Origin of the sequence: Zhongshania sp. (assembly GCF_041584495.1) — a bacterium.
In the GTDB taxonomy this organism is placed as follows: Bacteria; Pseudomonadota; Gammaproteobacteria; order Pseudomonadales; family Spongiibacteraceae; genus Spongiibacter.
In genome coordinates this window covers 1-21,534 of the sequence record NZ_JBFHDY010000008.1, presented here as the reverse complement: position 1 = coordinate 21,534, position 21,534 = coordinate 1, and the positions used below count along the sequence as shown (strand labels likewise).

The window sequence follows — 21,534 nt, the reverse complement described above, 5'->3', positions numbered from 1 at the left end:
CCGAACGGGAGACGGCGAACGCAAAAGCTGTAGCGTTTACCGTCTCCCATCAAGCGTCTCCCGTCATTCGTCCGACGTCAGACTACTTCTATCGCCTGCGCTTCGATTTTAGCCTTCCAGATCTGCGGTCCGATTTTATGCACGGATTCACCGCGAACATCGACCGCGACGGTCACGGGCATGTCTTCAATGGTGAATTCGTAGATCGCTTCCATTCCGAGTTCGGGGAAGCCGACTACTTCGGACTTTTTAATCGCCTGCGCGACCAAATACGCTGCGCCGCCAACGGCCATTAGGTAGGTAGCACCAAACTCCTTGATGGCGTCGATGGCCACATCGCCGCGCTCAGATTTACCGATCATGCCCATCAGGCCGGTTTCGGCGAGCATGGTGCGGGTGAATTTATCCATACGGGTAGCGGTGGTCGGGCCTGCGGGGCCAACAACTTCGCCGCGCACTGGGTCAACGGGGCCAACGTAATAGATAAAGCGACCTTTCAGATCGACCGGCAGCTCTTCGCCCTTGGCCAGCATATCGACCATTTTCTTATGGGCAGCATCACGACCAGTCAGCATTTTACCGCTGAGCAGAATGGTGTCGCCTGGCTTCCAAGTGGCCATTTCTTCTTGGGTAACGGTGTCTAAATTAACACGCTTGGCATCACCGGCTTCGCGGGTTACTTCGGGCCATTCATCCAACGACGGGGGTGTCAGCGCCGCTGGGCCGCTACCATCAAGCGTGAAGTGAGCGTGGCGAGTCGCCGCGCAGTTAGGAATCATTGCCACGGCTTTATTGGCGGCGTGAGTCGGGAAGTCTTTTACCTTCACATCCAGAACCGTGGTTAAACCACCCAGGCCCTGAGCGCCAATACCCAGCTTATTTACTTTATCAAACAATTCCAAACGCAGTTCTTCCGCGCGGTTGCTGGCGCCGCGCTTGTGCAGATCGTGAATATCAATGGGGTCGAGCAGCGCCTCTTTGGCGATAATCATCGCTTTTTCAGCGGTGCCGCCAATACCAATACCCAACATGCCCGGCGGACACCAGCCTGCGCCCATGGTTGGCACCATTTTCAATACCCAATCGACGACTGAGTCAGACGGGTTAAGCATGGCAAATTTGGATTTTGCTTCAGAACCGCCGCCCTTGGCCGCAACATGCACGTCTACAGTGTTGCCGGGCACGATCTGGTAGTGAATAACGGCTGGGGTATTGTCTTTAGTATTACTGCGAGCGCCGTCAGGATCATCCAAAATTGAGGCACGCAACACGTTGTCTGGCAGGTTATAGGCGCGGCGCACACCTTCGTTGACCATGTCACTCACACCCATGGTACCTTCCCACTGCACATCCATGCCCACAGTCAAGAACACAGTAACAATACCGGTATCTTGGCAAATCGGGCGTTTGCCCTCAGCGCACATCCGCGAGTTGATCAGAATTTGCGCCATGGCGTCTTTGGCGGCGGGGTTTTCTTCACGCTGATAGGCTTCATCCATAGCGCGGATAAAATCAACGGGGTGGTAGTAAGAGATGTATTGCAGCGCGTCGGCCACACTCTGAATGAGATCGTCTTGACGAATTACGGTCATCGGAGGACTCCTGAAATGATGGCGAAAGCGGCCGGAATGGCGGCAGAGTATACACCAGCTAAAGGGCTGTGGTGTAGTACACCATGCCCTTATCGCCCGGCGCCCTGCCCCACTATTTACTTATCTCGGGGACGGACTGCCCGAGTGGTATTGCGACATAGTCTGACGCATGGCCTCGATATCGCGATTCACCTGCTTGCGGAAGGCATTGATTGAATCCAGCCAATCGTCATTTTGACTAACCCGGCGTTCAAGATCTTTAACACGCGCATCCAGAGCACCACCAGAGGCCACTTGTTTACCCATGTCTAACAATTGCTTGCGATTTACTTCAGCTTGGGCAATAACTCGATCTAGCTTACTCGCCATTGAGGTCAGCGATTCACGCTCAGCACTGTAAGACTTTACAATTTTGGCAACTTGCTCGTCGCTGGTCCGTAATTTCGCTTCAAGCGCGGCAATGCGCTTTTCAGCTTTTTCTAAATTGGCTTTTTGGATGGTCAAACTAGCGTCGTGCTGAGCGAGTTCCTCTTTCTGTTTTTTCCAGACATTGTCCCACAGCTTGCGCACCTCCGAATCCATCTCTTGGAGTTTTACCTGGGTAGAGGCACTGGTCTCACTAATACTTTCATCGGCAACCGACAAGCGCTGCTCTAGGAGGTCGATCCGCCCCTGCCCAGATTGCAACTGCTTCTGCGCGCTACTCAGCTGCTCATACAAGTAATAGGATGCGCCCGCCAGCGCTAATACCAGCACCGTCAACATAAACATCACAAAGCCACTGCCGCCTGCGCTATTCGGCGGTGGTGGCGGTGCAGATGGCGCTTTGCGCTGCGGCGGGGCCTGGACAATATCGTCCTCGTCAATCGAGAGTGAAATTTTTGGTTCCTGTCTTTCCGTGCTCACGCTTAATAACTCACTCTAATTAGGGGCAGAAAAAAACCATTATGACACTGACGCAACAGGGCATAAAGCACCACATTCGGCATTTGAGCAGCAATTACTACCCAAGTTCCGCGGCTTTGCTATACTTCAACGGTTTTACGCTAACACGGCGCGGCAGATAGTTGTACATTGACTCGACGCTGCAGTGCACACAAAAAAAATTAGACAACGACAAAACGCGAACGAGGATTCTTTAATGGACGCATTTATCTCCCCAGATTTACTACTACGCTGGCTGCATGTTTTATTTGGTATTACCTGGATTGGCTTGCTGTATTATTTTAATTTTGTGCAAACAGAATACTTTAAGGAAGCCGAACCCGCAGCCAAGGCCGATGCGGTTAAAAAGCTCGCACCGCGCGCGCTATGGTGGTTCCGCTGGGGCGCCATGTTCACCTTCATTACCGGCTTAGGCTTACTGCACTTCACCATGGCTCGTGGCTTAAACGGCTACATCATTATCGGCGCGTTAATGGGCACCCTAATGTTCCTCAACGTGTGGTTGATTATTTGGCCAAACCAAAAAATCGTGTGTGGCATCGTACCGGGTGACGCGGCCAAGGCAGCGCCAAAAGCTGGCCTAGCCTCGCGGACTAACACCCTGTTCTCAGCGCCAATGCTAATCGGCATGATGGGCTCCTTCCACGGCGCTGGCACCGCAGGTGCCACCGCCATAAGCAAAGCAGGTACGTCTATTAGCTTGGGCCTATGGATTTGCATCGGCTTAATTGCGCTGCTTCAGCTCAACGCCATATTTGGTAAAACCGGCCCAATGACGACCGTAAAAGGCGTGGTGCATTGCAGCATCGCCCTTGCCGTGGCCATGGTTGCACTGCTGCAGTTTGTTTAAATAACAGCAGAACGATAAAAAAGGGGGAGCCAGTGCCCCCCTTTTTTATGCCCGCAAACTAAACTAAAATTGGCCGGTTGTCAGCAGCACCAAAGTACAGGCCTCTTCCGTGGCGATCCCCGCCGCACTAAAGACTTCGACCATCTCACCTGACTCCGTACCAGGATTAAATATCACTCGGCGCGGTGCCAGCGCAATAATTTTCGCAACATCCTTACCCAGTAAATCAGCGCGAACATAAACACTTACGGTATCAACTTTGTCTTGTAGCTGGTCAACACCCGCCACGCAGGCGATGCCCGCCACTTCTGGGTGATAAGGGTTCACCGGCAATACTTTGTGCCCGCAATCAGTGAGTAGCTTTACCGCCTTAAACGAGTAACGCTCTGGCTTCGGACTCGCGCCCAGCACTACTACGGTTTCTGCGGCTACCTTAGTTTTTTCGGCAAACACTTTTCAACCTCACAAAAAAACCGGGCGACCAGCGCCCGGTTGGAGCTAAACCTAGTGTTTTACTTCGCGTTCTGACCAATCCAGCGACGCAAGGTAGATGCTAACTCTTGCGCGTTATAGGCCTCAGCGTCATCGGGCATAGGATTTTTACCCATTTTGATTTCCAATGAAGCTTGGTAATTGGTACGCGTAGTTGACGTCGACACACCACCACTAATACGTGAAGGCGTCTGAGTAACAACGGTATCGCAACTAACTAGGCCGCAGCGCCGGTACACCGACGTATGACCGCCAAAATCATTGATGGCCGACATGCCGCCAGTTGTGCGGGTCTTGCCTTCAGTGTCACGATTCACCAAACGGAACCAATTATAACCATTCTGCAGAGTCAGCTCTGCCGCCCGCAACATTGCATAATCATTCACAGTCTCTTTATCAGTCCGACTATTGCCAGTAAACGTCACGCGGTAACGGTCAGCGCCAAGCTCGGTTTCGGTGTACCCATAAGCGCCGCGCTCTTCTGCCGGCTTATACACGGTGCTGCTGCTACAGGCCACAACCGCTGTCGATAACAATGCAACTAATACTAAATGTAAACGCATATTATTCCCCTCTTGATTTACCACTAACCGCCAATACCAAAATATTGGCGGTAACGTTTAACTTGTGTAAGCAATAATACCTAATTGAGATTAACTGAAACTGAACAGAATTATTTTTATGTGTATGAATGAGCCCATCACAGTGAGTTCCAATATACCAAAAGACACCAGATTAAGCGATTTCGCCAACAGTGGAGCTCTGCTAGAAAACACCACACAAAAATAGCATCAACACGCTTGCGCCAACGTCATTACCGCAAGATGTTGCTGCCCCGGCGCCAATTGCAGCTCATCGGCAAAAGCCATGCCCCGCTCTACACAGACATACTCTGAAAAATGCAAGCCAACATCCGCCATGTCTTTAGCGAGCGCCTCACCGGGATTCCAGACCACCACGGTGTCGCAGCCCCGGCCATTAATCACAATATTTCGCTGAGTTCCATTTATGCACTGCTGACCGCTGAGCCCCTCATAAACCCGATCAATCTCGCCCGTAAAATGCAGCGCTTCATGCTGGATAAAACGGGCTAATTGCTCACAGTTATCGAGGTATTCGGCACCCTCGACACCATTTAGCCCAAGTGCCGACAAGCCCGATACCGCGAAATAGCTGTGCATTGCAAAACTAAGGGGCATAGTGTCGTCACTGTTATTGCGCACGGACAAACTCAGGGTTAAGTCATTAGCTAATAAAATAGTAAGTTGAGCAGAAAACAAACACGGGAAAATGCACAAATCGGCCTCACTAGGTTGGAACAGAAAACTAATTTCCAGATCCCCGTCAGCGGACTCAGCAATATTATCTAAGGCCCAGGGTTGATTTCGCGCAAAACCGTGCTTAGGCAACTCAGGTTCACGGCGATTAACACCAAACCACGGCAAACACAGCGGAATTCCGCCGCGAATCGCTTTACCCGGTTCAAAAGATTCAAGCGGGCTCAACCACAATAAGTCATCTTCGCCAACTGGGCAAAACGACAAAACTTGAGCACCCTGTAGAGCAATTAATGCCCGACATTTTGCGGTAGTGCACTCCAGTATCGGTAAATCCCCAACACCCGCAAATAGCGAACTAGCGGGAAGTAAAGTGACCTTAGCACTGACCAGCTCGAGGGCATCTAAAACCATGATTCATCCTAATTTATTAGCATCCATCATCTAGCAAATAATTTTCCGCAAAGTGAGCATTTCACTCGCGCCTTTTTGAAATTGATATGGCACCGGCTTTAACTCAGCTTGATATTCATGCTCATTAAAATAGCGTAACACACCGGGAAGATGCTGCGACAAGCGGCCATCCAGACTCAATAACGGATAGACTCGAACTTCTTTGGCCACCCGACACATTTCGGTGAGCGCCTCGATATGCTGCGCGGCATCAATCTGCCCGCTGTATAAAAACAACAAATGCGAACACAGGCCAAGGTCAAATTCATTATCAAAAAAAGGGAGCTCAGGTAAGCTAGCATCAACATATCGGCCTGCGTCGAGGCCTGCATCAAAATCGTCTAAGAACCGATTCATCGCCGACATCCGCACCGAGCCAAGGTGGCCAGGGTCTTTGAAACTACTCCAATAATAGCTGTCGGCGTGGCGAGCAAGCTCAGCGATCATACCCGGGTAAACACGCTGAATACGACTATTGATTTCCGCTTTACTGAATTGGTAAATCGGGTCAACAGACATAACCCGCCCACCAGTTTGGCTCAGCTCAGCATTAAAGCTGGCGGGACCATCGCCACAGCCGAGAATATGTCCCTCTAAATCCCTTTCGCTAAGGGCAAACATACGGCAATACTCTGCGTATGAGCGCCCCCACGGAACAATTGACGACAGTTCCAAATTACCCTCACCCAATAAACGGCGCACTCGCCTCATAAAAGAATGGGTTTAAGTATAGAGACGACAGGCGCTTCGACACAAATTCTTATCGAGCTACAGCGCGTAAATTACGCTCTGGCGTCAGTAACTAAAGAGGGGGAATTAAGCCAGCACACATTACTGACTCTAAAAGTATTACTAAGGCGCCCCGACAGCAATCGCAGCACTCGGGTCTACAGCAAAGTCAGGTTCACCAGCGGCATCCAAGGCAAATAAGGGTAGACGCACACTGGCCGCAATATTCACGACGGGGATCGCCAGGTCCCGGGAAAATGACTCAATATACTGGGGATGGTAGCCGCTGACCCACAAACCCAGCTCATCACCCGACGCTAAACGCTCAGCAATACCCACCAAGTCGATATCAGCGTGATCACCAAGGCCGCGCACCGGCATGATCTGATCGTCCAGTAAACGCCACTCGCCACCGGCATTCCGTATCGCGATACCAACAAACAGGATGCTGTCGCAGCCGGTGCGTATAGTAGGCACCTCGGCCAGCGCGCAAGCTTCGTCATTCACCATTTGTGGGGTAGACACTGCAATATCGAGCTGCGGGATACCGGCAATAATCAGACCGTTGCTATCACTGACGGTTAGTAGCGGGGCAATACTCACATCTTGCGCGAGAATATGGGCCGTCTGCGCAGCAACGCCATTGGGCACATTGGCGACCGCCAAGTTACTAAATTCACTGAAGCTAATCGCCGTCGTATTATTGTCCGAACGGCGAGCCTTAAACTTACTGACCGGAATATTCACCGCATCGTCATCTGCCAGAGAAACGCAAATTTTATTCTCTCCGCTGAGATCCGCAGCTGCAGCCTGGCCCCGCAATTTGGCATTAAACCAATCAATTGTCGCGCTGCGCTGAGTCCTTTCGCCGCAGGCGAACTTACCGCCCAAGGCTTGAAAATAAATCGGCTCTGGCGTTTCACCGACAAAATCAGGAATGATATGGCCGCTCTCATGGGTCAATAGGCGAACCTCATGACCGCTACCCGCGGCGCGTTCACTTAGGCACTGAAAATTCCACCACGCGTCATTGAAGTTAAACAGGGTGTCGCGAATACCCTGCGTTAACAGGATATCCACCCCCGGCTGCCCGGTGTAATTATTGTTCCCCGGCGTCTCGTTAAACTCACTACTGATATTGTTATTGAGGTCACTGGCAGAAAAACGATAAGGCATGGTCGCCTGGCCGTTCAATCCACACCAATACTGCGGGCTGTGGTAGGCAAACCAATCCAAGGCATCGCGCGGAAACTCATTAGTCGCAATACCCCGCAATAACGCTTCTTTGACAAAGGGGTCGAGGCCTCGTGCCAAGGGTGACTCTTGATTCTCAAATCCAGCCTGATAGCTGCCCGCTTCGCCACCGCCAACCAGCAACAAATTCCAGCCGGACTTCACCACATCACCCGGATTTAAACTGAAAGGCAAATAATGCCACGTAATATCCGGCACCATCGCGTCCAGACGTTGCTTTTCATCCACACCGTGAATCAGCAACTGATAGCCACCACCGTAGCTAGAACCGACGGCGCCACTCAGCAAGTTTACGCCACCGGCGACACTCACCGCCGGATCTGGCCGTGGGACCAATTCGCCACTGGCCTCATCGCGCCAGGCCAAATAATCTAAGTTGGCTTCGGCCCAATCCAGTATTTGCAATAAATCCAAGCCTTCTACGTCTGGGTCCATTACCCGCACGGTGCCGCTGCTCTCGCCAAAACCGCGCTGATCGATACTAATCACCGGATAACCGCCCGCAACGAGCAGATCTAGGGCGTTGCCACTGTAATCACCGGCCGCCGGATCGTTAACCCTTGAGCCGCCAAAACCGTGGCCGTGCAACACCAAGGGGTGGGCACCCACAGCGCGTTTTCCGCAATCAAGAACAACAGGCTCAAATACTTCAAAACTGATATTTTCACCACTGGCTGAGGGTAAAATTACCTGGTAATGGCGGTTCGCCGCAACCGTGGCAAAGCTGTCTCCACAGGAGGCATTAGTTTGCGCCGCCGAACAGCCTTGGACATCGACGGTCGACTGAGCCGCAGAATTTGCGCAGAGATCCTCTTCATTACCTACGCCGTCACCGTCACTGTCGCGGTTGTCTTCGGGGTCACAAGCATCACCGATACTATCGGCATCAAGGTCTCGCTGATTGGCATTGGCCACGGCGGGACAATTATCTTGCTCGTCGCTAACCCCATCATTGTCGGCATCATCATCACACACGTCGCCAACACCATCGCGGTCGGCATCGGCTTGGTCGCTATTGGCGACTGCGGGGCAATTATCACTGGGATCAACCACACCGTCACCATCGCCGTCAGCGGGCTGACTAACCTCACTAGAACCTGGATTACGCGAAGAACTCGAACTAGAGCTGCCGCCACAGGCAGAGAGGGCGACAAGCGTGACCAAAGTGATTAGTAGGCGGCTATTCAACATGATGATGTCCTGAATTTATTATTGCCAATCCTTACGCAAAAACCCTGTTTTAGATTCGCGAATGACTGACTAAAACATGTTTACCCAGAATTCTCAAGATATAACATAGTAATATCGTTAGATAAAATCCTCGGTGCATATTCCAGCGCAACGTGAAATAATCCCCACCAAGCCCATTCCCGCCATTGAGCGCTCTCTTCAGGAACTCCACATTGCGACGCAGCAGCATACCTCTTGCGCTTCACCGCCTAAGCAAAACAATAAATACCTGGTATGTCCGCCGGTACATCGCACCCCAATTCGACAGCTTAGGCAGCCTCCCCGACGTAGTAAACCCGCGCAGTGTAGCCATTTTTGGCAACAACATTCATTTGGGGAAACACGCGCATATTATCGCTTCGCCAGACAATATTATTCGTTTGACCAGCTGGCCGAGCCGGCTCGGCGAATCGGAAATTCGCATCGGCAATTACTGCTTAATATCACCTGGCGTACGAATTTCTGCAGCCAAATCCATCCGCATTGGTGACAACTGCATGTTTGCCGCCAATGTTTATATCAGCGACAGCGACTGGCACGGCATTTACAACCGCATCCGCCCCTTCCGCAGCGAAAAGCAGGTGGTATTAGAAGACAACGTCTGGCTGGGTGAGCGCGTCATTGTCAACAAAGGTGTGCGCATTGGCGAGAACAGCGTGATTGGTGCCGGCAGCATTGTCACTAAAGACATTCCCGCCAACGTAATTGCTGCGGGTAATCCCGCGCGAGTAATCAAGACCATAAATCCCCAACGTCGAATGTTGAAACGTGAAGTCTTGTTTCAGGACTCTGAACATTACTATGAAATTCAGGACGGACTCGCCAAGATGGCAATGGAGAATAATAGCTGGCGCAATTGGCTGCGGGTATTATTCAAACCGAATCAACAAGACTAAGCCCCCAAAATGACAAACCCCGATCAAGGCCGGGGTTTGAAAAGCGATAAAGCCCCACCAAAGTGGGACTTAGAGCAGAGGACTGCTTACATCATGCCGCCCATGCCACCCATACCGCCCATACCACCCATGCCGCCCATGTCTGGCATGCCGCCACCAGCGCCAGACTCAGCTTTTGGTGCGTCGGCAATCATGCACTCGGTAGTAATGATCAGACCAGCAACCGAACCAGCAGCCTGCAGTGCAGTACGGGTTACTTTGGCAGGATCAAGAATACCCATGTCCATCATATCGCCGTATTCGCCAGTACCGGCGTTGTAACCAAAGTTGCCGGTGCCATTGCGCACTTTGTCCAGTACCACTGAAGCTTCATCACCTGCGTTGGTCACGATTTGACGCAGCGGTGCTTCCAGAGCACGCAAAGCCGCATTGATACCAGCAGTCTGGTCTTCGTTGTCACCTTCGATAGTGCCAATATTAGCGATTGCACGAACCAGCGCAACACCACCACCAGGAACCACGCCTTCTTCTACCGCAGCGCGAGTTGCATGCAGCGCATCTTCAACGCGGGCTTTCTTCTCTTTCATTTCCATTTCAGTGGCAGCGCCAACCTTAATAACCGCTACACCGCCAGCCAATTTCGCTACGCGCTCTTGCAATTTCTCACGGTCGTAATCTGAACTGGTGTTTTCGATTTGTGTACGGATCTCAGCAACGCGAGATTGAATAGCAGCAGCATCGCCAGCACCGTCAACAATCACGGTGTTTTCTTTGTCCATGGTTACGCGCTTAGCAGTACCAAGGTGCTCCAATGTGGCTTGCTCAAGATCCAGACCAACTTCTTCTGAAATCACAGTGCCGCCAGTCAGAATCGCAAGGTCTTGCAACATTGCTTTGCGACGATCGCCAAAGCCAGGTGCCTTACAGGCCGCAACTTTCACAATACCGCGCATGGTATTAACCACCAATGTTGCCAGCGCTTCGCCTTCAACGTCTTCAGCAACAATAACCAACGGACGGCTAGACTTAGCGACCTGCTCTAGCAGTGGCAGCATTTCACGGATATTGGAGATTTTCTTGTCAGCCAACAGGATATAAGGGCTGTCGTGCTCAACACTCATGTTCTCAGTGTTGTTAACGAAGTAAGGAGACAAATAGCCGCGGTCAAACTGCATACCTTCAACGACGTCTAATTCATTGTGCAGACCCTGGCCTTCTTCAACAGTGATAACGCCTTCTTTACCGACTTTATCCATTGCTTCAGCAATGATGTCGCCAATGTTTGAATCGCTGTTTGCCGAAATAGTACCTACTTGAGCGATCGCTTTAGCGTCTGCGCAGGGGCTAGACAGCTTTTTAACTTCTTCAACAGCAGCGGCAATGGCTTTGTCGATACCGCGCTTAATGTCCATTGGGTTCATACCCGCTGCAACTGATTTCAGGCCTTCGTTTACGATTGCTTGAGCCAATACAGTAGCGGTGGTAGTACCGTCACCGGCATCGTCAGAAGCGCGTGACGCCACTTCTTTAACCATTTGCGCGCCCATGTTTTCTAGGCGATCTTCTAGCTCGATTTCTTTGGCTACAGACACACCATCTTTAGTGATGGTTGGCGCACCGTAAGACTTCTCAAGTACCACGTTGCGGCCTTTAGGGCCAAGAGTAACTTTCACTGCGTTAGCTAGGATATTGACACCAGCCACCATGCGCTGGCGCGCTTCGTTTCCAAATACTACGTCTTTTGACATGATCTTATAATCCTTCTATTAACTAATTCGTTGATTCAAAAAAATCTTTTGCCGGACTTAAGCTTCTACTACACCAAAGATTTCTGATTCATTCAGAACGATCAACTCTTCGCCGTCGACTTTTACGGTGCTACCGGAGTACTGACCAAAAATAACGACATCACCAGCTTTAACGCCAACCGGACGCAATTCGCCGCTTTCTAACAATTTGCCCTCACCAACGGCGATCACTTCACCCTGGTTTGGCTTTTCTTTAGCAGAACCTGGCAGAACAATACCGCCCGCACTGGTCTGCTCTTCTTCCTTACGACGAACTACAACGCGATCGTATAACGGACGAATTTTCATTTTTATCAATCTCCATTCAATCAATGATTTAGAATTTATTGACCGGTTAAACCGGTGTCAGCCCAAAAGCAGCACTACCTTTTGACCTGACCCCCCTTTCGTTACGGATTGGGAAACAGCACGCATCCCAACAGGGAAAACGAGGCTTATCACTGCCAAGTCACCGTGGGCTGTCCTGTAAATGGGGCTGTGCAAATGCTTTTCAAGAGCCCGGCAAGAAAATTATTCTTCTTTTTTGTAATCGCCTTCAATTATCACGCTCTCCCGCCGAGCAGTCGGGTTCACTGGGGCGTCGGCATTATCGGCGTCAGTAAAGCGAGCGCCCCCGGACTGAAACCCGCTTGCTTGAAAATTATTCACCTGCATCACCCCGCGCATCAATAATTGGCCAACAAGCCATTGCCGCAACGGCCCAATTAGGCACACAAACCCCAAGGTATCAGTGATAAAACCGGGCGTAAGCAACAGCGCACCGCCCACCGCTAATAGCAGACCCTCCAAGATCTCGGTAGCGGGCACTTGGCCGCTACTTAGACGTTGTTGGGCGCGGGTCAGTGTTTCTACACCTTGCTGTTTTAGCAGTGCGGCGCCCACCACGGCAGTAAACACCACCATGCCAATCGTCGGCAAACTGCCGACCAGGCCACCTACCTCGATTAACAGCCACATCTCCAATATCGGCAAAACCACAAACAAGACAAACAAAAAGCGCATCAAAAGCTCACTTTAATAAATAGGGTTTCTCAATAAATGGGGGGAAATAGCCACAAATTCAAGGGCGCGTAGCGCAATTGAAAAATTGCCCGTTAAATGTCCCAGCATTGGTTTACAATTCTAGTTTGCCACGCCGCAATACGGATCATAAATGAAACACCATCAGCACGGTAAACTGCTTATTCTCAGCATCTGCAGCGCGTTAGCCGCGCCACTTGCGACAGCAAGCCCGGACTGCCTCACCCTTGCGGCCCAGTCAGCATCAGAATCGACCACCGTCGCCGAACTCCGGGCGCTCTGTCAATCTCCGCGGTGGAGCACCACCGACACCCCCGCCCCAACTACCGAAAGACAGTCCGAACAGACTATTACTGAGCCTTCTCACAGCAATAGCGGGGTAGTCCAGCAACGCTTTGAATTAGAGCGTTTTACTCATGACAACCCCTTTGTCTTAACTCCCCATAGAAGCAATTACATACTGCCAATCTCTTACCGAGACGACATCGTTGATTATAATAGCCTGGTGCCGGGCGCTGATATTCAGCAAGACAATACTGAATTAGAATTTCAGCTCAGCATAAAAGTCATGGTTTGGGAGTCGATTTTTGAGAACAACGGTTATCTCAGCATGGGTTACACCAACCGTTCGTTCTGGCAAGCCTACAACAGCGTGACGTCTGCCCCATTTCGTGAAACGAACCACGAGCCAGAGGCCATGCTCACCTTCACCAATGACGGGGAGTGGCTCGGCTTTCGCAATGTTGGCAACCAACTGATATTTAACCATCAATCGAACGGTCGCAGTGAACCGATATCACGCAGCTGGAACCGGCTGATGCTTAATTTCATTTTTGAACGAGATCGCTTTGCGATGTCCTTCAAACCTTGGTATCGCCTGAAAGAAGACAAGGAGGACGACAACAACCCAAATATTGAAAAATACCTAGGCCATTTCGAATGGATGGGAATTTATAATTGGCATAATCGCACCTTGAGCCTCATGCTTCGCAACAACTTGCGTAGCGAAAACAAAGGGGCGATGGAGCTCGGCTGGAGCTTCCCGATCAATTCCCGAGTTAAGGCCTATGTAAAGTATTTCAATGGCTACGGAGAGAGTCTGATTGAATACAATAACGCCATCGAAAGTATCGGTATCGGCGTACTGATCAGCGACTGGCTGTAATCCCCACTGAAAACGGAAACATGACAATGATTAACGCTCAAGAAGCACTGGAACGACTAAAAGCCGGAAACGCCCGCTTTGTAGACAAGTTAAACAGTGAAACCGCCAGTATCATTCATAATAAACGACCGGAATTAGTTGAGATTCAAGCACCCTTCGCTATCGTATTGGGCTGCTCCGACGCCCGGGTACCAGCGGAATTGGTCTTTGACCAAGGTCTAGGAGACCTTTTTGTTATTCGGGTCGCGGGCAATGTGGTTGCGCCGTCGGGCATTGGCAGCGTTGAATTTGCCGCCCTCAATTTTGGCACACCGCTTGTCGTGGTACTGGGCCACTCCAACTGCGGCGCTATTTCAGCCACCGTGGACGTACTCACCGGCAATAGCAAAATCCCCTCCCAGAATCTGCATTCCATTGTTAAGCGGATTCGCCCCGCGGTAGAAACCCTGATGACGACCGAGCTGCGCCATGACCATAAAGCCCTGATCGAGCAATCTGTTCGCGCCAATGTCCGCACCTCGGTAGAACACCTCAGCAGTGGCTCGCCTACCCTAGAAAAGCTCATCAGCGAAGGAAAATTGATGGTGGTCGGTGCCGAGTACTCCCTAGAAACCGGTGAGGTCGACTTTTTCTACGAAGATTACTGGGAACGTACCCGCAACCTCGAAGCGCAATGAGTGAAGCCGCCCAGCAGTTTTACGCCGTCCTTCAGGGCATACCTGAAGGACGGCTATGCAGCTACGGCGATATAGCCAAACTCGCCGGCCTGCCGGGCCAAGCCCGGCGGGTTGGCAAACTTCTTAGCCAAACCCCAAGCGACACCAAACTCCCTTGGTTCAGAGTCATCAACGCCCAAGGCAAAATTAGCTTTCCTATTGGCAGCGACCGCTATCAACGGCAGTTGAACGCCTTAATTCAGGAAGGCAGTGCGGATATCTCGGGGAAAGTGTATTGGCGCCAGCGGCGGTGGCCTTGACGCGATGCGGCACGCTTGACGGGAGACGGTGAACGCAAAAGCACAATCAGTGCATGGTTTGTTTTTTTAGCGTCTCCCATCTCCCGTCAAGCGTCTACCGACGTTTTTTCCGTCCACGGCGCGACTTTAAACAGCATCAACATCCCCGGCACCGCAATAGCCGTACACAGCAGGTAAAAATTCGTCCAGCCTACTGACTCCACAATAACCCCTGTGGTGGCATTTGCAAAGGTGCGAGGCACCGCCGCTAAGGCGGTGAATAGGGCGAACTGCGTGGCGGCGTAAGCGGGCGTGGTAGCACGGGCAATAAACGCCGTAAACGCAGCGGTACCGAGGCCGACCCCCAGATACTCAAAAACAATGACCACCGCGAGCGCAAAGCGGTCGTGACCGATTTCTGCCAGTGCGGCAAAGCCGAGAATACTCATTACCTGCACCACCCCAAACACCCAGAGCGCACGATTAATACCAAGCCGAATCATAATAATGCCACCAGCCAGACCACCAATAATCGCGGCAGTCAGCGAAGCGGTTTTGGCAATGGTGCCAATTTCCGTGAGAGTAAAACCAAGGTCGAGGTAAAACGGCGACGACAGCGCAGTGGCCATATTGTCGCCGAGTTTGTAAAGAAACAAAAACAACAGCAAGTAAAGCGCGCTAGCCCAACCTTTACGATTAACAAATTCTTTGAAAGGCTCAACAATCGCCGCTCGCAAACTCAACGGGGCAATGCTGGCGTCCGCCGCTTCCTCAATCCACAGGGTCATCGCCACACCGATCAGCATGAACGCAGCCATGGCCACAAACACCGTGCTCCACGGTAAATAGTCGCCCAAAATCACACCGATAGAGCCCGGCACCAAGCCCGCCAAGCGATAGGCTTGCACGTGAATCGCATTGCCCAGTCCCAACTCATCATCACGTAATAATTCCCGCCGATACGCATCAAGCACCACGTCTTGACTGGCACTGCAAAAGGCCACCGCCGCCGCGCCGTAGGCGACAAGCCCCACCGAAAACTTAGGGTCGATAAACCCCAACACCGCCATTGACACAATCAAGCCCAGCTGACTGATTAACATCCACCCCCGCCGCCGCCCAAAAAATGGCGGTACATAGCGGTCCATCAACGGCGCCCAAACAAACTTCCAGTTATAGGGAAAGCCAATCAACGCAAACAAGCCAATCTCGGTCAGGCCCACACCCTCGCTGCGCAACCAGGCTGGGACCAGCTGAATTAAGAAATACAGGGGCAAGCCAGAGGCAAAGCCGGTTAATACACAGATAAACATATGGCGATTAAAAATCGCCTGGCGCCAAGTCAGGGGCGCAGGGCTTGGCATGGGCGGTGGGGACTGTTCAGTCATGGCCGGTTCCGAGTACAAAGTGCGTTCATTCTGGCTTGCGGGACAGCGAATGCAAGAGCGGAAAATCCAGCCCTTGCGCTGACGCATGAAAGCCGCGATCAATCTCGGAAATTAGTGAACTGCAGGGGCTGATCCAGCTCTTCGGCGCGCAATATCGCCATCACTTCTTGCAGATCATCGCGTTTTTTACCCGTTACCCGCACTTGTTCATCTTGAATTTGGCTTTGCACTTTAAGCTTACGGTCTTTAATCAATTTAACGATTTTGCGCGCCACATCCGAGGTCAGGCCGCTTTGCATGGTAACCAACCGCTTTACCTGCTTACCGGCGCCCTTCACATCACCCACCTCCATAGCGAGGGGGTCGATTTTCACTTTTACTAACGCAGCACGCAGCAGGTCTTCCATTTGCTGTAATTGAAATTCCGCCTCTGCGAACATGGTTACCGTCAATCCGTCGCGTTCAAAACGCGCATCCACACCTTTAAAGTCAAAACGGGTTTCAATGACCCGCCCTGCCTGATCAACGGCATTAGTAAAGATGTGTAAATCCACTTCTGAGACAATATCAAACGCTGGCATAGCCTAAATTCCTTTGTTATGTTGCGCCGCGCAGTTTAGCATCCCGAGACTGCGGACTGAATGTGTAGGATCAAGCAAATGAACAGAAAAACACAGTGAGCAACACCGCGAATCCAACATGGTCGATTCTTGGCGCTGGCGCCATTGGCAACTTATGGGCCTGCTATGCCCAGCGCAGCGGCCATAATATTGAACTCATCTTTCGTGACCGCAGCAGCTTAGCAGCTTATCGCCAGCACGGCGGCATTTGCTTCACGGCTAACGGGCAAACTGACTTACTCAATATTCCCGCCCGCTGCCCAACAACAATCGCAGCCCCCATTCAACAGCTGCTGATCACCACCAAAGCCCAGCAAACCCTTACGGCATTGGCAGCGATAGCAGAGTATATTCAGCCCGACGCCAGCTTGGTGCTATTACAAAACGGCCTCGGTATCGCCGAGCAAGTCCAGCAGCAATTCCCCAAAGCACGACTATTTAAAGCCTCCACCACCGAGGGCGCTTACCGGCCCAGCCGCTTTGCGGTCGTTCACGCTGGGCGCGGCCAAACCTTAATGGGCAGCGCAGCTGACAAGGCAGACGCCATCGCTCAATCCCTGAGTTTTGCTCCACTAACAGTATCACCAAGTGACAATATTGACGCCGTGCTTTGGCGCAAGCTCGCTATTAATTGCGCGATCAACCCCCTCACGGTTATTCATCGCTGCCGCAATGGCGAATTGCTCGACAAGCCAGAAGCCCTTGCGCAAATCGCTAGCGTGGTAGAAGAAATTCTACAGCTCAGCAAAATCCTGAACCTCGACCAAAACCTCGCTAACTTGCATGAGCAAGTACTTGACGTTGCCCGCGCTACCGCCAACAACCGTTCTTCCATGCTTCAAGATATTGAATCTGGCAAAGAAACCGAGATTGAGGCGATTACGGGTTATCTGTGTCGGCTCGCCGCAGAACAGGGCTTACGTCTACCCGCCAATCAACACCTGCTCGACGACGTTCAACGGATTTCATTACAAAATCGCGTCTAAGCTAGCGATTCTCGGCCCACCATAATTTGACAAAATAACACCATAGCCGTAGAGTGCGCGCCACGTAATAGGTGCTCAAGCCCGCGTTATTCGCGGCGATGAGTTAAACGGGAAGTCCGGTGAGGCGTGTTCATACAGAACACCACCAAGTCCGACGCTGCCCCCGCAACGGTAAGCCACTGTCGAGTACAAGATAGGGCAAGCCCGGAACCGGCCTACTACCGATTCACCCGATGAAGCGGAGGGCTCCATCAGCGGTCGTATACTTGTATATAGCCCCTACCCCTCCCTCATTGCTTCCCTAGCTAGCTTTGAGGTTAACCATGAACAAATTCATATTAAGCGCATTAAGCGGCGTTTTAAGTATTGCGGCATCGGCTACGTCGGCCCAGTCCCACAGCGAGATGGAAACTACCATCGTCACTGCGACCCGCACCGAACAAGCGATTGCCGACAGTTTGGCACCGGTCACAGTATTTGAGCGCGCCGATATCGAGCGCATTCAACCTGTCGACTTACAAGAACTCCTGTCGCGCGCGGTGGGGGTGAGCTTTGTTCGCAATGGCGGGCGGGGCGCCAATGCCAGCCTGTTTCTGCGGGGCAATCAGAGCAACCACACCTTGGTACTAGTTGACGGCGTCCGGATTGGTTCCGCCACCCTGGGCAGCCCATCACTAACCAACCTGCCACCAGAGCTGATTGAACGCGTTGAAATTGTGCGCGGCTCGCGCTCTAGCTTGTATGGCTCCGAAGCCATCGGGGGCGTTGTGAATATAATTACCCGCAAATACCACGACACCGACGGCGTGAAGCCCATGCTGCAATTGGGCATTGGCACCCAAGGCGGCAGCAAAGCCCTCGCGGCCATTAGCGGTGGCAATAGTCAAACTCAGTTTAATCTTAGCGCGGTACAAGAAAACACCGACGGCATCGACAATACTGAGAGCAAATTCGGCGTTCACGGCGACAAAGACGGCTTTGAACAAACCGCTTACAATCTAACTGCAAGCCACAAGATAAACGACCGCGCCAGCTTATTTGCGCTATACCAAAACAGCCGCAGCGAAAGCGATTACGACACCAACTGCTACGGCACACCTTTCGCTGTTTACAGTTGTTCGCCCTACTCGGTAAGCGAGGTGAATGTCGCCAATATTCGCGGGGAATTCCAGTTATTGCAAAACTGGCTACTGACTTTATCTGCCGGTGAGTCCAAGGATCAGTCGCAGGTCAAACATCATTATGTGGAACCCAGCGCCGTCGGTGTGAGCGGTGATAATTTTGACACCACCCGCAAAATTTATAGCCTACAAAATGACTGGTTACTCAGTGACAGCCATGTACTCACTGTGGGATTTGAACGCCTGCTCGACGAAGTCGATAGCAACCTGAATTATGGCGAAGACAGCCGCGCCAACAAGGCGATTTTCGCCCAGTGGCAAGCCGATTTCGGTATCGTTGACCTAACGATCGGCGGCCGCAATGACGACAACGAGCAATTTGGCACCTATGACACCGGCAATGCCTCGGTGGGCATTCAGCTTGCTAAGCCCGTTAAACTTATTGCCTCTTACGGCGAAGGCTTTAATGCTCCCACCTTTAATGACTTGTATTACCCCTTTTACGGCGTGGCAACTTTAAAGCCAGAAACCTCAGAAAATCGTGAATTAGAATTGCGAGTCGATCAAGCCTGGGGAACCTGGGGAGCCAGCTATTTTCAAAATGATGTCGATGAATTAATTCAATACAATCCGGCAACATTTGGCCCCGACCAGATCAAAGGTGCCGAAATAAAAGGTCTTGAGCTAAGCGTGGCAACTAGCCTCTATCAGTGGAATATTGAAGCCAACGCCACCTTACTCGACGCCACCGACACCAGCACGAACAAAGATTTGCGGCGTCGAGCCAGCAAACAATTTAATATTGATGCTGATCGCCAGTGGCAACAGTGGGGCGCCAGCGCCAGCTTACGCTTTGTTGGCAAGCGCTATGAAGACACCAATAATACCGACGAGCTGGGCAGTTACACCTTAGTCGACAGTGCCGTTTCTTACCGCTTCAACGAGCAACTCAAACTCAACTTGGCCTTGAAGAACATATTCGACCGCGAGTATGTCACTGCCCGCGGCAGTCTTGGCGACTATCAGGCGATTGGCCGCGAAGCCATGCTGAGCATCACCTACACACCCAAATAACAGGTATCATTGCCTTTGCTTTAAACGCAGCCACTTAGCAATAAGTGGCTGCGTACATTTAAGAGGTGACCTTATGACAAGCTTAAGCGACGAAGAAAAACACCAGAAACGCATGCAAATCAAAAAGGCCATGATCGACGAGAAAGTCGCGCAGGCCACCGAAGAGCGCGGGGTACTTATTGTGCTCAGTGGCCCCGGCAAAGGTAAATCCAGCTCGGGCTTTGGCACGGTAATTCGCGCCTTGGGCCACGGTTATAAAGCAGCCGTAGTACAATTTATTAAAGGTACCTGGGACTGTGGCGAGCGCAATTTTATTCAGCAGCGCTGCCCCGAAGTCCCGTTTATTGTGATGGGTTCCGGCTTTACGTGGGAAACCCAAAGTAAAGAACAAGACCGCGAAGCCGCCCAGCAAGCTTGGCAGAAAACCAAGCTGCTCTTGCAAGATGAAACCATTCACCTGGTATTGCTCGACGAAATCACCTACGTTTTAAAATACGGCTATCTCGACGCCGACGAAGTTTACGACGCCCTGCGCAATCGCCCCCGTGAACAAAGCGTCATAGTGACTGGCCGCGGCGCACCCGTACCGCTCAAACAACTGGCCGACACCGTGTCGATGATCGACGATACCAAACACGCCTTTCACAACGGCATAAAAGCCCGCAAGGGTGTGGAGTGGTAGTGTTGAAGCCCATTTTTGTCCTCGCACTCATCACGTTTTTTAGCGTCGGCGCGGCCCTCGCGGATATATGTGTGAGGGATGATAGCGGCGCTGACGTCTGCCTGAGCAAACCCGCCCAGCGCATCATTGCGTTATCCCCCGGTGCGACCGAGCTGATCTACGCCGCTGGCGGCGGTGATCAAGTCATTGCCGCAGTGAGCTATTGCGACTACCCCGAGGCGGCAAAAGCACTACCTAGGGTTGGTAGCTATAATCGCTTTGACCAAGAAGCGATTCTGGCGCAAAAACCTGATTTACTTATTGCGTGGATTGAAGGCAATCCCGCCGAGCAATTAGCCAAATTAAAGTCACTTGGCCTCACAATTTACTATACCCAGCTCAATGATTTTGACGACGTAAGCTCTAGCCTAGAAAGGCTTGGCAAACTCGCGGGCAGTGAGGCACAGGCCAAACTCGCTGCCGATAAATTCCGCGCGGGTATTGCCGAACTGGAAGATCGCTACAGCCACTCAGCGCCCGTTACCGTGTTCCAGCAAATATGGAGCAACCCGCTCATGACCGTGAATAATGAGCATATTATTAGCGAGGCCACTCGCATTTGCGGCGGCGTGAATGTGTTTGGCAATTTGCCTAATCTCAGCGCCCGCATCGACAATGAAGCGGTACTGGCCGCCGACCCCGAGGCCATCATCGCCGGTGGTATGGGCGAAGAAAATCGCGACTGGCTGGACGAGTGGCTGCGCTTTGGCGGCCTTACTGCCGTGCGTCGCAACAACTTATTTTTTATTCCGCCCTCGACTATTCAGCGGCCAACCCCGCGCTTACTGGAAGGCACTACCTTGCTCTGCCAACATTTAGAAACTGCCCGTGGCCGCCGTTAAAACCAGCCGCGGGGCAGTGCCACACTTCATTCTGCCGCTGAGCGTTTTGGCCCTGCTTACGCTTGCTACCCTCGCGCTTGCAATTACCACCGGCAGCGTCAGTATTTCCAATGCCG

The 21,534-nt window shown here is 51.9% G+C and carries 21 protein-coding genes and 1 riboswitch; of the genes, 9 read left to right on the top strand and 12 right to left on the bottom strand.

Annotated features, from left to right (window positions below):
- Positions 1-77 precede the first annotated feature (77 nt).
- Both ABYP33_RS02750 and ABYP33_RS02745 read right to left on the bottom strand, forming a co-directional pair.
- Complete coding sequence (locus tag ABYP33_RS02750) at positions 78-1,592, bottom strand: fumarate hydratase (protein WP_373088121.1); 1,515 nt, start codon at positions 1,590-1,592, stop codon at positions 78-80.
- 120 nt (positions 1,593-1,712) lie between these two features.
- Complete coding sequence (locus tag ABYP33_RS02745; protein WP_373088118.1) at positions 1,713-2,498, bottom strand: hypothetical protein; 786 nt, start codon at positions 2,496-2,498, stop codon at positions 1,713-1,715.
- A 235-nt stretch (positions 2,499-2,733) separates the two neighbouring features.
- Here ABYP33_RS02745 and ABYP33_RS02740 point away from each other — a divergent pair, with 235 nt between their 5' ends.
- The gene (locus ABYP33_RS02740) at positions 2,734-3,387 is read left to right on the top strand and encodes a urate hydroxylase PuuD (protein ID WP_373088115.1); all 654 of its coding nucleotides are present in this window, start codon (positions 2,734-2,736) and stop codon (positions 3,385-3,387) included.
- A gap of 63 nt (positions 3,388-3,450) precedes the next feature.
- On the opposite strand, the gene ABYP33_RS02735 is transcribed toward ABYP33_RS02740, so the two are convergent.
- The 5 genes from ABYP33_RS02735 to ABYP33_RS02715 form a co-directional block, all read right to left on the bottom strand.
- Complete coding sequence (locus ABYP33_RS02735) at positions 3,451-3,840, bottom strand: CoA-binding protein (protein ID WP_373088112.1); 390 nt, start codon at positions 3,838-3,840, stop codon at positions 3,451-3,453.
- 59 nt (positions 3,841-3,899) lie between these two features.
- Complete coding sequence (locus ABYP33_RS02730) at positions 3,900-4,442, bottom strand: hypothetical protein (RefSeq protein WP_373088109.1); 543 nt, start codon at positions 4,440-4,442, stop codon at positions 3,900-3,902.
- A gap of 228 nt (positions 4,443-4,670) precedes the next feature.
- Positions 4,671-5,570 carry a D-hexose-6-phosphate mutarotase gene (locus ABYP33_RS02725; RefSeq protein ID WP_373088107.1) on the bottom strand — a complete coding sequence of 300 codons (900 nt, stop codon included), beginning with the start codon at positions 5,568-5,570 and terminating at the stop codon, positions 4,671-4,673.
- Positions 5,571-5,600: 30 nt separating this feature from the next.
- Entirely contained in the window at positions 5,601-6,311 is a 711-nt protein-coding gene (locus ABYP33_RS02720) for an SAM-dependent methyltransferase (protein WP_373088104.1), read from the bottom strand.
- A 150-nt stretch (positions 6,312-6,461) separates the two neighbouring features.
- Positions 6,462-8,783 (bottom strand): thrombospondin type 3 repeat-containing protein, encoded by a 2,322-nt coding sequence (locus tag ABYP33_RS02715; RefSeq protein ID WP_373088101.1) that lies wholly within the window; start codon positions 8,781-8,783, stop codon positions 6,462-6,464.
- Positions 8,784-8,995: 212 nt separating this feature from the next.
- Between ABYP33_RS02715 and ABYP33_RS02710 the strand changes: the two genes are divergently transcribed.
- Positions 8,996-9,718 (top strand): DapH/DapD/GlmU-related protein, encoded by a 723-nt coding sequence (locus ABYP33_RS02710; RefSeq protein WP_373088098.1) that lies wholly within the window; start codon positions 8,996-8,998, stop codon positions 9,716-9,718.
- An 86-nt stretch (positions 9,719-9,804) separates the two neighbouring features.
- Here the strand turns inward: ABYP33_RS02710 and groL are convergent, their stop codons facing one another.
- From groL to ABYP33_RS02695, 3 genes are all read right to left on the bottom strand, one after another.
- On the bottom strand, positions 9,805-11,469 hold the full coding sequence (gene groL / locus ABYP33_RS02705; RefSeq protein WP_373088203.1) for a chaperonin GroEL: 1,665 nt from the start codon (positions 11,467-11,469) through the stop codon (positions 9,805-9,807).
- A 54-nt stretch (positions 11,470-11,523) separates the two neighbouring features.
- On the bottom strand, positions 11,524-11,814 hold the full coding sequence (gene groES / locus ABYP33_RS02700; RefSeq protein ID WP_251088751.1) for a co-chaperone GroES: 291 nt from the start codon (positions 11,812-11,814) through the stop codon (positions 11,524-11,526).
- Between the two features lie 222 nt (positions 11,815-12,036).
- Complete coding sequence (locus ABYP33_RS02695) at positions 12,037-12,528, bottom strand: FxsA family protein (protein ID WP_373088095.1); 492 nt, start codon at positions 12,526-12,528, stop codon at positions 12,037-12,039.
- Between the two features lie 151 nt (positions 12,529-12,679).
- Here ABYP33_RS02695 and ABYP33_RS02690 point away from each other — a divergent pair, with 151 nt between their 5' ends.
- From ABYP33_RS02690 to ABYP33_RS02680, 3 genes are read left to right on the top strand one after another with little or no spacing between them, the layout of a single operon-like run.
- Positions 12,680-13,711 (top strand): phospholipase A, encoded by a 1,032-nt coding sequence (locus tag ABYP33_RS02690; RefSeq protein ID WP_373088092.1) that lies wholly within the window; start codon positions 12,680-12,682, stop codon positions 13,709-13,711.
- A 26-nt stretch (positions 13,712-13,737) separates the two neighbouring features.
- Positions 13,738-14,388 (top strand): carbonic anhydrase, encoded by a 651-nt coding sequence (locus tag ABYP33_RS02685; protein WP_373088089.1) that lies wholly within the window; start codon positions 13,738-13,740, stop codon positions 14,386-14,388.
- On the top strand, positions 14,385-14,687 hold the full coding sequence (locus ABYP33_RS02680) for an MGMT family protein (protein WP_373088086.1): 303 nt from the start codon (positions 14,385-14,387) through the stop codon (positions 14,685-14,687). Before ABYP33_RS02685 ends, ABYP33_RS02680 begins: the two co-directional genes overlap by 4 nt.
- A gap of 86 nt (positions 14,688-14,773) precedes the next feature.
- Here ABYP33_RS02680 and ABYP33_RS02675 read toward each other — a convergent pair whose 3' ends face one another.
- Both ABYP33_RS02675 and ABYP33_RS02670 read right to left on the bottom strand, forming a co-directional pair.
- The gene (locus tag ABYP33_RS02675) at positions 14,774-16,054 is read right to left on the bottom strand and encodes an AmpG family muropeptide MFS transporter (protein ID WP_373088084.1); all 1,281 of its coding nucleotides are present in this window, start codon (positions 16,052-16,054) and stop codon (positions 14,774-14,776) included.
- Between the two features lie 98 nt (positions 16,055-16,152).
- Positions 16,153-16,635, bottom strand: a complete 483-nt coding sequence (locus tag ABYP33_RS02670; protein ID WP_373088081.1) for a YajQ family cyclic di-GMP-binding protein — start codon at positions 16,633-16,635, stop codon at positions 16,153-16,155.
- A gap of 95 nt (positions 16,636-16,730) precedes the next feature.
- Between ABYP33_RS02670 and ABYP33_RS02665 the strand changes: the two genes are divergently transcribed.
- The 4 genes from ABYP33_RS02665 (at position 16,731) to ABYP33_RS02650 (ending at position 21,418) form a co-directional block, all read left to right on the top strand.
- Complete coding sequence (locus ABYP33_RS02665) at positions 16,731-17,660, top strand: 2-dehydropantoate 2-reductase (protein WP_373088078.1); 930 nt, start codon at positions 16,731-16,733, stop codon at positions 17,658-17,660.
- Positions 17,661-17,712: 52 nt separating this feature from the next.
- Positions 17,713-17,894: riboswitch (cobalamin riboswitch) on the top strand.
- Between the two features lie 89 nt (positions 17,895-17,983).
- Complete coding sequence (locus tag ABYP33_RS02660; RefSeq protein WP_373088075.1) at positions 17,984-19,855, top strand: TonB-dependent receptor domain-containing protein; 1,872 nt, start codon at positions 17,984-17,986, stop codon at positions 19,853-19,855.
- Positions 19,856-19,928: 73 nt separating this feature from the next.
- Positions 19,929-20,537: a cob(I)yrinic acid a,c-diamide adenosyltransferase gene (gene cobO / locus ABYP33_RS02655; protein ID WP_373088072.1), complete on the top strand. Its 609-nt coding sequence runs from the start codon at positions 19,929-19,931 to the stop codon at positions 20,535-20,537.
- Positions 20,537-21,418, top strand: a complete 882-nt coding sequence (locus tag ABYP33_RS02650) for a cobalamin-binding protein (RefSeq protein WP_373088069.1) — start codon at positions 20,537-20,539, stop codon at positions 21,416-21,418. The genes cobO and ABYP33_RS02650 overlap by 1 nt, the downstream gene beginning before the upstream one ends.
- The last annotated feature ends 116 nt before the right edge of the window (positions 21,419-21,534 follow it).